The organism is Bradyrhizobium sp. UFLA05-109 (assembly GCF_054185165.1).
This window is the reverse complement of sequence record NZ_JBBIAR010000022.1, coordinates 84,877-97,712: the sequence shown is the minus strand read 5'-3', so window position 1 is coordinate 97,712 and position 12,836 is coordinate 84,877. Positions and strand designations below refer to the sequence as shown.

The 12,836-nt window shown below is 59.7% G+C and carries 11 protein-coding genes and 2 pseudogenes; 4 read left to right on the top strand and 9 right to left on the bottom strand.

Going from position 1 to position 12,836, the window contains the following annotated elements:
* Positions 1-87: 87 nt before the first annotated feature.
* Both Q3C01_RS18115 and Q3C01_RS18110 read right to left on the bottom strand, forming a co-directional pair.
* Positions 88-1,647, bottom strand: coding sequence for a response regulator (locus Q3C01_RS18115; protein ID WP_458146663.1), 1,560 nt, complete (start codon positions 1,645-1,647; stop codon positions 88-90).
* Between the two features lie 722 nt (positions 1,648-2,369).
* On the bottom strand, positions 2,370-2,987 hold the full coding sequence (locus tag Q3C01_RS18110; protein ID WP_458146662.1) for a SphA family protein: 618 nt from the start codon (positions 2,985-2,987) through the stop codon (positions 2,370-2,372).
* Positions 2,988-3,554: 567 nt separating this feature from the next.
* Here Q3C01_RS18110 and Q3C01_RS18105 point away from each other — a divergent pair.
* Positions 3,555-3,749: pseudogene (locus Q3C01_RS18105) on the top strand (TspO/MBR family protein); the annotation flags it as partial.
* A 48-nt stretch (positions 3,750-3,797) separates the two neighbouring features.
* On the opposite strand, the gene Q3C01_RS18100 reads toward Q3C01_RS18105, so the two are convergent.
* The 4 genes and pseudogenes from Q3C01_RS18100 to Q3C01_RS18085 all read right to left on the bottom strand — a co-directional run bounded on the left by Q3C01_RS18100 (position 3,798) and on the right by Q3C01_RS18085 (position 7,050).
* Entirely contained in the window at positions 3,798-4,040 is a 243-nt protein-coding gene (locus tag Q3C01_RS18100; RefSeq protein WP_458146661.1) for a DUF2274 domain-containing protein, read from the bottom strand.
* A gap of 4 nt (positions 4,041-4,044) precedes the next feature.
* Positions 4,045-4,479 (bottom strand): annotated as a pseudogene (locus Q3C01_RS18095) (TraB/TrbI/VirB10 family type IV secretion system protein); the annotation flags it as partial.
* A gap of 203 nt (positions 4,480-4,682) precedes the next feature.
* Complete coding sequence (locus Q3C01_RS18090) at positions 4,683-5,990, bottom strand: strawberry notch-like NTP hydrolase domain-containing protein (protein ID WP_458146660.1); 1,308 nt, start codon at positions 5,988-5,990, stop codon at positions 4,683-4,685.
* 106 nt (positions 5,991-6,096) lie between these two features.
* Complete coding sequence (locus Q3C01_RS18085; protein WP_458146659.1) at positions 6,097-7,050, bottom strand: ArdC family protein; 954 nt, start codon at positions 7,048-7,050, stop codon at positions 6,097-6,099.
* A 778-nt stretch (positions 7,051-7,828) separates the two neighbouring features.
* Here Q3C01_RS18085 and Q3C01_RS18080 point away from each other — a divergent pair.
* Positions 7,829-8,092, top strand: a complete 264-nt coding sequence (locus tag Q3C01_RS18080; RefSeq protein WP_458146658.1) for a hypothetical protein — start codon at positions 7,829-7,831, stop codon at positions 8,090-8,092.
* Positions 8,093-8,158: 66 nt separating this feature from the next.
* On the opposite strand, the gene Q3C01_RS18075 is transcribed toward Q3C01_RS18080, so the two are convergent.
* Both Q3C01_RS18075 and ku read right to left on the bottom strand, forming a co-directional pair.
* Positions 8,159-8,773: a cell envelope biogenesis protein TolA gene (locus tag Q3C01_RS18075; protein WP_458146657.1), complete on the bottom strand. Its 615-nt coding sequence runs from the start codon at positions 8,771-8,773 to the stop codon at positions 8,159-8,161.
* Positions 8,774-8,959: 186 nt separating this feature from the next.
* Positions 8,960-9,892, bottom strand: a complete 933-nt coding sequence (ku, locus tag Q3C01_RS18070; RefSeq protein ID WP_458146656.1) for a non-homologous end joining protein Ku — start codon at positions 9,890-9,892, stop codon at positions 8,960-8,962.
* 146 nt (positions 9,893-10,038) lie between these two features.
* On the opposite strand from ku, the gene Q3C01_RS18065 reads away from it, so the two are divergent.
* Both Q3C01_RS18065 and Q3C01_RS18060 read left to right on the top strand, forming a co-directional pair.
* Complete coding sequence (locus Q3C01_RS18065) at positions 10,039-10,434, top strand: hypothetical protein (RefSeq protein ID WP_458146655.1); 396 nt, start codon at positions 10,039-10,041, stop codon at positions 10,432-10,434.
* A 597-nt stretch (positions 10,435-11,031) separates the two neighbouring features.
* Positions 11,032-11,196 carry a hypothetical protein gene (locus Q3C01_RS18060; protein ID WP_254109963.1) on the top strand — a complete coding sequence of 55 codons (165 nt, stop codon included), beginning with the start codon at positions 11,032-11,034 and terminating at the stop codon, positions 11,194-11,196.
* 502 nt (positions 11,197-11,698) lie between these two features.
* Here Q3C01_RS18060 and ribB read toward each other — a convergent pair.
* On the bottom strand, positions 11,699-12,775 hold the full coding sequence (gene ribB, locus Q3C01_RS18055; protein ID WP_458146654.1) for a 3,4-dihydroxy-2-butanone-4-phosphate synthase: 1,077 nt from the start codon (positions 12,773-12,775) through the stop codon (positions 11,699-11,701).
* Between the last annotated feature and the right edge of the window lie 61 nt (positions 12,776-12,836).

The window sequence follows — 12,836 nt, the reverse complement described above, 5'->3', positions numbered from 1 at the left end:
ATCCTGAATTGGTAGGGCTCAACTCACGCTGCGCTCCGGAAGAATCAGCGCGGTTGTCAGGCCACCGTCCAATTGTGGTGATATCGCCTACTGCAAGACTGATGATTGGAAATCGACCAATGGTAAGGTGAACTGGAAAATCGCGCCACCGCTCTCGTTGTTTTTTGCCGAGATCGTTCCGCCAAAGGCCTCAATGATGCCGCGTGAGGTGGACAGCCCAAGCCCCGAACCGCCCCGCTTGGAGGCGAACGGTTCGAAGATGCTGGCAAGCTGTCGAACTGGAATGCCCGTTCCCGAATCGGACACGGAAACCTCTGCCTTGGATTGGCCGAGCTGTCGGGTTTCCATCATAATCCGTCGCCGGCCCGGAAAATGATTCATTGTCGCATCCATCGCATTCAACGCTAAATTCAGCACGACCTGCTGCAGCCAGGCCGGATCGGCGCGCACTGTCAGCAAACTTTGCCAAGGTTGCATTATCATTTCGACCCCTGCTTCAGTCGCATGTGGTTTCAGGATTTCATGAACCACGCGGACGACCTCGTTCAGGTCGATCTTCTGCGCTTCGGGTTCTTCGGTCCGCAACAGGTTCTGCATATGGCGAATGATTTGTGCTCCCCGCAGGCTGTCGCGGCGAATGTCGAGGAGGATGTCTTTCAGTACGCCACCGGCAGGAAGCCCCTCAACCAATCCAGCCGTTTCGACATTGCTCAGAATAGCTGCCAACGGTTGGTTCAATTCGTGCGCAAACAGCGATGCGATCGCCGCCGCGTCGGCGCGGCGCGTCAACCTGGCGATCTCGATGAGGCGGCGGCGGAGTTCGCTCTGCGTTTCCCTGTACTCGTGGATGTCAGTGCAGGAGCCGATGTATCCAATAAAAGAACCATCCCGCGCATGGCGCGGAATTCCGGTGTCATCAATCCAGCGATACTTGCCATCGTGGCGACGCAGGCGGTACTCCATCCGGAATTCCTTCCGTGCATCAAAGTGACTGACATAGGTCTCAAGGCACCGATCGAAATCTTTGGGATGAACGCCCTCCGCCCAGCCATTGCCGACTTCCTGGTGCATGCTACGGCCGGTAAAGGCTAACCATGGCCGGTTGAACCAGACGCATTGCTTGTCCGGGCCCGATATCCAGATCATCACCGGAGCGGCATCCATGACCTCGCAGAACCGAGCATCCAATCCACCCGGCAGTTCGACCGGAAAGTCGCTTGGCGGTGGTGAGTTCGATGAAGCTACCGGTCTGGCGCGTTGATTCCGACGCTCGCGCTGTCGCGCAAGCGCACGCTCGATAACCTCGATCAGCATAGATTTCGACACCGGTTTCGTCAGGACATCTTCGGCGCCTGCCTTGATCGCTTGTGCGCTCGTCTCAACACTTCCGTGCCCGGTCAGAAACACGATCGGCAGGTCACAGCCGATTTGATTCAACCGCTCCTGCACGGCGAGCCCATCGAGCTCCGGCATGCGGATGTCGAGCAGTACGCATCCCGGTTCTTCAACCGGCGGATTAGCCAACAGCTGTTGGCCGGACTCATAGGCCACGGTTAGATAGCCGGCGGTCCGGAGCAGACGAACAACTGCAATGCGAAAGGATGGATCGTCGTCAACGACGTGGATGACTGCCGGTGTGATGGTCATTACGATTCACGCAGGCGGCGGCACAGAATACCGTTCGGAGCCGGCTCCAGTTGTCCACCCGACTGGTACCTCATAGGCGCGAAGACGAGCTGCGTTGATCTGTGTCAATGAGTCTTGCTGGCAAGGGGACAGGCCCGGACCGTTTGCCAGAGGTCGAAGGATAACTTCGGCCACGTAGCCATATCCGCGGGGCCAAAAAAGCCAACGTGATAACCGGCAACTAGGCATCGGCTCGACTTAGGTTGCATAAGAGTCTCTAGGAAACTTCGGTCGCTCCTGCCCCCATGTTGGCTTTGGGCCTTGGCTGTGTGAAAAAGCAACGGTGCCAAAATTCCGGGCGTTTTTACACAGCCAGGGCCAATAACCAACATCAGGCGGGACACGCGCATCGCGGCGGTAAACGGGGCCGAGTTTGGGTGCGCGCGGTGATCGAAGGCGGCATGTCGGCTTTGGGTCTTGGCTGTGTGAAAACGCCAAGACGCTTGGCTTGAGCGCGAGAGAAAAAGTTATTCGTCCAAGACCGTTGTAGCGCTCAAGCTCGCAAGCGCCTTCAACTTTGACGACGATCTGAAGAATGTAATTCTAGTCGTGTTTCGATCCTTCGCGTTTTTACACAGCCAGGGTCATTTGCGGCTAAGCCAGGCAGTGCTCGCTACCAATCGATGTCCGTCGCAGCAAATGACGCGAAGGGCCAACTGCCGACTTGGCTTTTCCGTGAAACTCTAGAACTTGCGGGAAAGCGGTTTAGCGGCGGTCGCTTCCGGCGCAGCCGGAGAGATGGCGAAGGTCACCCAGGCGTTCCAGCCTTCGGGCCTGTTTTGAGCCGCGAACTCCCTGTACGCCTTCACGTTCACGTAGCCCTGCAGGTCGCCGACCGGAAACAGATAGCCGATCTGCGGCCCGATCCCGGCGACGCGCGATCGGAAGCCACCGAGTGCGGGCGGCGCTCCGAAATCGTCGGAGACCTGCTGCAGATAATAGCCGACCAGGCCGAGCTGGAGCTTGTTGTCGAAGAAGTGCGACGCGCCCCAGTCTAGGTGGAAGTCGACGCCGTTCTGGTATTGCGTATAGGTATTCTTGAAGTTGTAGGTCAGTCCGGCCACCGCAGAGAACTCGTTGCCCGACTTTGAGTTGAAGTATGTATAGCCGCCCCCGAGGTCGATCGCGCCGTGACCGATCCCGAGATTGGCCAGGCGGACAGGATCGTAGTCTCCGACGGGAATGTCGCCGGCGCCGTAGACCATCAGGTTGTTCACGCCCATATTCCACTTCAGGGACACCTGCGGAAGCACGTCTCCGAAGGACGTCAGATCCTCCGGCCATTTTCTGTGCAAGCGCAACCTTAATCGAAAAACACGAGCGCGAGCGCAAACAACGAAAGGGATTGCAAGGCGCCCGCCGCGGCAAGCAAGCGGCGGCGCTGGACGCCGTGGGCGCCGGTTGGGGCAGCGTTGCCATGGGCGCCTTTGGATTGACCGTACTGCTTCTGGCCGGGCGCTCTCCCGTAATTTGCCTGCTTGCTGCTTCTCTTGTGTGGATGGCGGTCACGGTGGTGGTGTTTCGTCTGCGTCGCGAGTGCCGCTAGACGCCGCCAGTTTCCAGATAGGTCTTGCGCCAACGAAAGCTATTGATGCTCACAAGGCGCAATTTTTGATCCTTCTCATGGCCCTCGCGCAAACAAGTATTCCGAGATATGTCCCCCCTTATTCTCTTCCTCGTCCTTGTTGCTGGCGGTGGTGGGCGATCGGAGCAACCAATTTGCCTCGCGCGTGGTATGTGGGGTCACGTTGCCGAGCAGGCGGTTTCATCTAATTTTGACCGCGCTCTATATCTGCATTGTGTGGAAGGCTGGCGAATATGGCAAAGCGAACCACGCGGTGCTGCGATGGCACTAATGGCTAACGCAACTCACACTCAATTTTTTCTGGTTGCCAGTGATGCTCACGCTGCACGCTATTGGCGTCGCACTCGCCATTATAGTTTTGCTCCTGTTTGCAGTCGCGATCTTCAATTTCGTGCGGCGACGACAGCATCCGACTGCCGCATTTCTCTTTGTGCCCACGGCCGAGTGTACTGAGCTATTCAGCCTACTGGCAAAATGACAACGAAAACCCGGTGTTGGAAGCTTTCCTGAAGCTCCTATCTGAACGCTACCCCTCCCGTCGCTTAGTACCCTGATGAGCGCGACGAAGTTTTGCAAAGGCGCGATCCATCGCCATGAAGCGCGCCAGCATAGGGGCGATTAACTTGACGGGATCGCCGGCAGGCTGATCGCTTTCGAGCGCAAGCAACTCGGCATACGCGGTCAGATCGCGATGCACATTTGCCGGAAGCTCATGCGTGACCTTGACTGGCTTATCATCCGTGATCGCACCGAGCTTGAGTTTGGCCATGCTGTTAGCCCCTATACGGCTCAAGCACGAGATCGCGATTCACGATGACCCGCACCGGAAACCCTGGACGTATGGTCAGCGTCGGCTGGATGTTGAGATCACGCCGAACAATCTGCTGGCCGGTTTGATTAAGAGAATCCCCTGCCCCGCGCCGCAGCGCCTGAATGATGCCGCTGTTGCTATTGTTGACGTCGTTTCCGGAATTCACTTCGGTCCCAACCGCCAGCAGGGTTGAGAGCGCAGCCCCGCCCAACAATTCCTTCCAGTGATTGTCGACTTGATCCTCAAGGCCAGAATACCCTGCAGCGTCGGCTCCCGGCTGCCGTTCCAGCACGATGGAGCGGCCGTTGGGCATGATCAGCCTGGTCCAGACTAGGAGCACACGCGATTGACCGAATGCGACTTGGCTATCGTACGTACCTATCAGCCGCGCTCCCTGCGCGGTCGCAGCATCAGTCCACTTGCCGGCGAGTCCCTTCGGCGATTCCTGGAGTCGCACGAACAGCGAGCGGCCCGGGGTGTTGTGAACGTCGCCGACCACCCAATACCGCCCCGCCCGCTTGCCATGGGAGAGATAGTGTCGGCACACCGCCTCGGCCTCACGCGCGAGCCGGCGTGCCAGTTCAGAGGCATCGCGGTGCATCAGGCGGCCTCCCGCTCTCTGATGCGCGCGACCGGATAGCACTCGAGCACCTTGCGCGCCAACACCTCCATCGCCGCGACCCCGCCCTCCTCGATCGCCTCGACAAACTCGGCCCGCGTGGCGAACGGGAAGTCGGCGCCGCCCCACAGGCCGAGACGTTGGGCATAGGCGAGATTGTGCACTGTCGTAGCACCCGTCGCGGAGACGTAAACCACGCGAGCATTCGGTAGGGCGTGCTGGAACCTCAAGCCCGCGCGCCCGTGCTGAGAGGCCGCCTGGTCGCCGCGCTCGCCTTTGGCCCCGGCCGCGTTCTGCATGGCGTGGCTGTCGTCGAAGACGATCACTCCATCGAAATCCGAGCCCAACCATTCGACGATCTGCCGCACGCACGAAAGCTTTTCGCCGCGCTCATCGGTGCGCAGCGTGGCGTAGGTGGTAAATAGGATGCCTTCCGAAAGCCGGATCGGCACAGCGCGCCGGCGGCCCTTGAGCCAGTTGTCGATCAGGATGCCCGTCACGATTCGGTCGAGCAGAGCGACGTCTTGAAGCCAGCCGCCATCATTGTGCTCGAACAGATCGCGCAGAACGCCGCCACCTGCCTGCTGGTAAGCATCGAGCCCAATGAACTGCACCCGGCGATCGGACGCCCGCACGGTATTTTCGGTCAGCATCCGCCGGATTTGATAGGGTTCATCGTAGCCTGAGCGGCTGACATTCTCCCAGACTTGTTCCTGCCGCGTCTGATCCGCGGTGACCGAAAAGGCCATGAGCTGCTCGAGGGTCATGCCGTCTTCGGCATAAACGTCGTGCAGCTTTGGCGACACGGACGCCAGCCGGAGGCGTTGCTTCACGACGGCCGGCGTCACGAAGTGCCGAGCCGCGATATCCTCCTCGAACATGCCGGCGCCACTCAAGGCCTGGAAGGCTCGGAACTGATCGAGCAGATGAAGGCCTATCCGCTCATCGTTCTCGGCAAGCGAGTCGTCTTCAGCGATGCCGCCCTCGCGTACGACGCAAGGAACGGCCTGCGTCTTCGCCATGCGCTTCTGCTTGACGAGAAGTCCCTGCGCGCGATAGCGCCGGCCGCCCGCGGGCACCTCGAACATGCCGGTCTCATTGCCTTCCGCGTCTACAACCGCCCGCACATTGAGACTTTGCAGGAGCGTCCGCTGGGCGATACTTTCTGCGAGCTGCTCGATCGAAACGCCCGCTTTGACGCGCCGGACGTTGGATTGGCTGAGCACCAGCTTGTTGAACGGAATGTCCCGCGAGGGCGACAGGGTGATCTTTTGGACAGCCTTCGTCATGTCGATTCTCCACGACGGGCGGCCGGGAGCCTCTCTCGGCCTCCAACCCGTCGCGAAAACCGCATCTCCCCTCTCACTCTCGTTTCCGAAGCGGCTGGCGAGATCTTCACGCTGCCTCCTGCTCCGCTCTCTCGGTCGTCACGTCAACAACCGACTCCGGCAGAAAGCCAAGGAGATAATCCGCGACCTTGCTGGCTTGTGAGGCAGCTCGCACGATCGCGCGATTGTCCTCGCGCAGCACCTCGAGCCAGGAGCCGATATAGTCGGCATGTCGCACCGTCGGTACGATACCGAGCGACGCGCAACTAAACGCAGCCGATATCTCCGCGATCAACTCTTCAAAAGCATACTTCTTGGTTCCGTAACCGCCTGACAAGTCACGATTAAGACGTGACGGATGGCCGCTGGCATGCGCAAGCTCATGCAAGGCGGTTCGATGCCAGTTGATCGGCTCAAAATAGGCTTCTGGTGGAGGTACCTGCACATAGTCTTCTGCCGGCGCATAGAATGCGCGGTTGCCCCCGATGTGGAAGTTGATGCCGGTCGCCTTAATGAGCTTTTCGACCTGCGGCTCGATCAGGCCTGGCGGCGGAGGGGGCGCCGTCGTCGCGATCTCCGAAGGCAGGTCGTCGCATTGATCAGTATTAAAGACCGTGAAGCGCTTGAGGAATGGGATGGCCTGCGCTTCGTCGCCCGTTTCGCTCGCGCGCCGCTTTTCGTCGACCGGTACAAAGCGATCAGCATAGACCACGGTCGTTCCGCGCTCGCCCTTGCGGACGTGACCACCGAGCGACAGAGCTTGGCGGAACGTAAGCCAGCTCTGACCTGTGAATGCGCGTTCGGCGGTTGCCCCCCAGAGGATCAGAATGTTGATGCCGCTGTATTGTCGACCGGTCGCGGCGCTTTTCGGCATGGCCAAAGACGCCTTCGCCGCGGTGCCCCAAGGCTGCACCCACGGCAGTCGGCCGGCCTCAAGTTCGCCGATGATCTTGTTGGTGATTTCGTCATAAAGGCTTGCCCGGTCCTCACCGGTACGCGCTTGAGGGTAACGTCTGGACATCGCGGGTCTCCGCGACGGGCGCGGCGAGCCTCTCTCGCAGCCTGTGACCCGTCACGGCAAACCCATTCAGCTCTCTTACTCTCAGCCTCTTGCGCGGAAACGACGACGCGTGACGCCCGCCGCAATCTGCGGATCGACTGCCTTAAGCCCCATTTCTTCATTGGATGCCGCCTTGACTGCTTAGGGCCGCAGGCCCTGATCTGGCGTGCGCCTCTGGCGCATCGCCCCACTGAAATGGCACCCGGAGAGCGTGAGCATAGCGACCGGAAGGGTCACGCGGGTCCGAGTGCAGCGACGAGACCGGTTAACAGCGGCACCCGGGACAGGGGCAGTGATAGCGATCGCTGAAGGCGAGCCCCTTTCCCGAGTGCGCCCGGCGAGGAACTCCGCAGTCTCTGCGCGAGGGATCGAAGCCGGATGGCCGAGACGCAAAACGGCTCGGTTCACGAGAGCCCGGTGCGGCGAAGCCGCACGCGCCCAAACGGAAAGCCAGGAAACCTATGACGAGGCAATTTGCGAGCTCCTCGCGAACGTGGATTCCACGAGATTCGAATCTGAAGCATCAGGAAACGCTTTATAGTTCTTCCACTGCCGTGGCGCTGCCGAGGATCGCATGCACACTTCGGTCGGCTTTCACGTCATACGCGTAACCCGAAGCGGGCAGTTAGCGGTCGCATTGCACGCCAAACCTTGCTCTCTCGTCATTGCGAATTCCAACCTTGTGTTAGCAAGGGAACGAATGACGGACATAAGGATTCGTCGTATCAGGAGCTTCTCAATGCTGATGACGCGTGAACGAAGGCCAGCGATACGGACGCTACGCGGATGGGCGATCCAGGTGCTCCAGGAAGCGGGCGCCATCCGCGAGTGCGAAGTACACGGCTGGATGCAAGATCGCGCCGATCCGCATGCACGGGAGCGGGCCTTTGATATCGCCCGTGGAGATCCGCCAGCAGGCGTCTCGCCTGATGCGGCGGCGGCCGAGGTTCTCGACGTGCTGAACTCGATCGGTGATACCTGCCCGGAATGCCCCGCAGACTAGAAGGGCTGGTGCCGAGCCTCAACGCCGCGCCAGGCTTCACTTGTGGGTGCGGCCGACGAAGCGTTACTAGCTCCGCGCCCGCCGCAGCGCAGCTTCCAATCGCGCCTTGTCTTTATCCCAGCGGGTTTCTTCGGCCTGCGACCTCTTCTCAAGAGCCTCGACCTCAGCCTGGATGGCCGCGGCCCGTTTCGCATGCTCCTGCTCGGCCTTGTCCAACGCAGCCTGCGCCTTGTCGACCGCCTGCTGACGGAGTTCGCGCTCCTTCTGCCTGGCCGCCTTCTCTCTCGCTCGTTCTAGCTCGCGACGCCTCTGTTCCCGGTCGTAGTCGAGAGCGGCCCTTCGCTCGGCAGCCTTGTCGACAGGGCGAGAGGAAGGCTTCTTCGCCTTGGAGCCTTTCGACTTGCGAGCAGCTTTCGTTGGTTTGCCGCCGCCAAGATCGGTGGGCAGCTCGGCATGTTCGTTGAATGATCCGTCGGATCCGACCGGGCGCCTGAGCACGACGCCAGGCTTTGCCGTGGTTGCGGCGATGACGTCCGGATCATCGCTTTCCTTGGCCGCGCCCTGATGAAAGAGATTGCTGTCTGCGCCCCACGCTTCCAGCGCCGCTTTCATGGAAGGAGCGGCTATCGCCAGATCGAAGAAGCCCAGCGAAGTCTGGTAGGTTTTCAGCTTTCTTGCCATGACACGCACCCTGCCCACCGACGAGACCGCACGATTCCGTCGTTTCGTCTATGCCGCAAGCAGGGATTTCCCAAAGCAAGTGAAGCGCGGCCGGTCCGCCGCCGAGACCGGGATTCGCCATCCGTCAAAGCCTGCCGCAGACGACGAAGTAGCAACCGCTGGGCATCACGGGATGCTTCACAGCACCTAAGCCGATTTCCGCTGTGGTTTGGCCACCGGCTTCTTCGCCGCGGCCTCTTTCGCCGGCTTCTTGCCTGCAATCGGCATCAGCATTTCCTTCTGCCCGGCCGCCGCCTTGCGCGGCTTTTTACCTGGCTTTTTGGGAGCCTCTGTCGCGGCCGCCGCGTCTCTCCCAATGCTCTTGCGCAGCGCGTCCATCAGGTCGACGACGTTCTCGCCTCGAGGACGCGCCTTCGCGGTGATGGGTTTGCCGGCGCGCTTCTGGTTGATGAGATCGATGAGGGCGGTTTCGTACTGGTCTTCGAACTTGTCCGGCTCGAAGTGGCCCGCCTTCTGATTGACGATGTGCCTGGCGAGATCAAGCATGTCCTTGGTGACTTTGACATCCTGGATATCGTCGAAATATTCCTCCGCGGAACGGACTTCGTAGGGATAGCGCAGCAGGGTCCCCATCAGCCCCTTGTCCAGCGGCTCCAGCGCGATGATGTGCTCGCGATTGGTCAGCACCACGCGACCGATCGCGACCTTGTTCATTTCGCGGATGGTTTCGCGGATAACGGCGAAAGCGTCGTGCCCGACTTTGCCATCTGGGGTCAGGTAGTAAGGGCGGATCAGGTAGCGCGGATCGATCTCGCTGCGGTCGACGAACTCGTCAATCTCGATCGTTCGCGTCGATTCCAGCGCGACGTTCTCGAGCTCCTCCTTCGTCACCTCGATGAAGGTGTCGGAGTCGACCTTGTAGCCCTTGACGATGTCCTCGTTGTCGACCTCCTCGCCGGTATCGGCGTCCACCTTGGCGTACTTGATGCGGTGGCCGGTCTTTCGGTTGAGCTGGTTGAACGAGACCTTTTCGGACTCCGACGTGGCCGGATAGAGCGCTACCGGACAGGTGACGAGGGAAAGACGCAGGAAGCCTTTCCAGTTAGCGCGGGGGGCCATCGCGGGGGAACTCCATTACTGACGCCGGATTCAAGACGAACGGCCCGGCTTGGTTCCGACACCGCGCCTCTCCCAAAAGGATGAATTTTTTCACGACGAAGGTCAGGGCGGACTCGACATTTGTTCTTGTTATGTTCTAATTCGGAATGACCGATCGACCCGCGAGCTGGCGCATGCCGACCCCAAAGCAAATGGAAAAGCTGGCCGCCGAAGCCGCACGTAGGCCAGCCCCTTCCCCCGGATCCCCGAATGCGCCGCTCCCGGCGGAATATTGGGAATCGGTCCTGAAAGACCCTCGCGTCGCCGCGACCGGAGCCGAGAAGCGACAGCGACGTCTTTCCGAGATTCAACGCCATGTGCTGCGCGTCTCCTGCCGCCGGTGCGAGCGGACCGTGGAAATCCAGACCGCCGATGCAGTCCGATTGTATGGCGGCAACGCTGTCTGGAAGGACGTGGCTCAGCGGTTGCTGGACAACACCTGCCAGCAGCGCACCGGCAGGCATGAAGAAGACGGGTGCTGGCCGGCGTTCGAGACGTCCTAGCCCGTTCCGGAACGCGATCCGATCTCTTGCACCTGGATAGTCCGGATGAGCCGCCAACGCATTCGATCTTAGACCGTCCGGTTCTTGGTATCCCGCACATTCCGCATGTAGTAACCTTGTCTCTGAACCGCTGACTTAATCTCGTCGCTGACTTTGAACACTCTCTTCCTGCTCTTCCGCCACTTGCTCGGCGAGCCAAGCGTCGGTATCGAAGAGCCCCTGCTCAGTACCAGCAGGTCTCGTTTATGATTGAAGTAAACGTCGAACATGCTTCCACCCCCGACCATCCAGCATGTTTCAGGAATGTGTATGAGTTGTAAACATACAAATCGTTACCCATTCACGCTGTTTCCCTCAGGTGTAATTGCGGACGCCCTGTGAATTGCGGGGATGACGCCCCGACTTTAACCCACCTACCTAATATTCATGCTTGAATGTTGTTCGCATGTCACGCGCACACACCAACATCTTTCCGCATCGCGTCGCGGCCTCTGGGCTTGCGCCCCAGCTAAGGGAATAGGCTGTGGATTAGAGGCAAGTGGTCTCAGTTTAGCCCACTGGCGCGGTTGATGGAAACCGACGCAGTGGGAGCCAACGATGCCGATTAATGACTTGATAGACAGATTGATCGAAGAATGCCGCGGCGACATTCACGGGGCTCTACAGGCGCTCCTCTTGATCAACGAGCGTCTCGAAGCCGAGCTGCAATACTTCTATGAACAATCCAACATCGATCCACCGCACCGGGGCACGCTGCACTAGCCCTCGATCAATGCGAAAACTTTCCCGGTATTCCTGCCAAGCGATAGTGGCGCAGACCGTGTCCTAGTGTCCTAAAGGACCCGCAGCTCGCGAAAGGCAACGCCAATCCGCTCTGCGCTTCGCCAAACGCTACCGGCGCAACTTAAGCCCCCGCGCTTGCTGGCGGCTCACAATCACTCGTTGCAGTTTTCGCAAGGGGGCTTGAACGACGGCCCCGCGACGGGCGTTCGGCTTGCCGAGGCGGCAATGGTCGGTGTCGGGGACGCGCTACCTGGTTTAGCCGCGGGAATGGTTGACCCACCCTCCCCTGGCCGTTGCCTTTCGAGATGGGCTTCTCGCTGACACGGCGTCCGACCGGTGCCCGCATGAACTCAGCGTGGGAGCCGCCCGCGCGGAATCGACTGCAATCACAGCCCCAGAAGCCTGACGCTGATTATGATGGGAACCAAGTACAAACTCCTAATAAACTCCCTACGTATCGCGGCTTCGAATGGCCTTCTGCTCAGCCCTCGAACGGCTCGCTTCCGACAATCTCGATTCCGAAGCCCGAAAGGCCCTTGTACTCGTGAATGGATGAGGAGAGATTGCAGATCGATGAGACGCCGAGATCACGCAGAATCTGCGCGCCGACTCCGACCTCTCGCCATTGTTTGTTGCGGTCAGCGTCCACTGAACCCTGATCTGCCAAGGGCTCAACCGGCACGCCGGCAGCACCGTCTCGAAGATAGACTAGCACACCGGACTTGCGCTTTTTGAAATGCTCCAGGGCCTTCAGGACCCGTTGCGGTCCGCGAAACAAGTCCTTGACGATGTTGGGCTTGTGAAACCGAGTCAGGACATTTTTGCCGTCGCCGACGTTTCCGTACACGAGAGCGAGGTGGAAGATCTCGTCGAATGGCGAGCGGTAAGCGTGACCTTCCAGTGGACCGATTGGGCTGTCGATCGTGAACGACGAAACTCTCTCAATGAGTTTCTCGCGAGCCTGCCGGTATGCGATCAAGTCAGAAATCGTAACGTGCTTCAGCTTGTGCTTCTCCGCGAAAGCAGCGACCTGCGGCCCCTTCATTACGGTGCCATCATCGTTCATCAGTTCGCTTAGAACGGCGACCAGAGGCAGTCCCGATAGTCGGCAAAGATCAATGCCTGCTTCGGTATGACCGGAACGCATCAGAACGCCACCATCTCTGGCGATCAGCGGAAAGATATGACCGGGCCTGGCAAGATCGTTCGGCCCGACGTTTGAGTTGACCAGGGCGCGGCACGTCGCCGTACGTTCTTCGGCAGAGATGCCGGTCGTCATTCCCGGCTTGTAGTCGATCGAAACCGTGAACGCGGTCGAGTAATTCGAATCGTTGTGGGCGACCATTGGATCGAGGCGAAGCCTGCGCGCGTCTTCGACGGTCACTGGTGCACACACAATTCCAGAGGTGTGACGAACGATGAACGCCATCTTCTCTGCCGTACAGAGCGAGGCCGCGACGATCAGATCGCCCTCTCCTTCCCGATCGTCATCGTCGGTCACGACAACGATTTCACCGTCGGCAAATGCCTTCAACACGTCGGGAATTGAATGAGCCATCTTCCGTACTACCTCAGACCACCATCTTGGATGAAGCGGTATGGACTAGATCGCTTCAGGG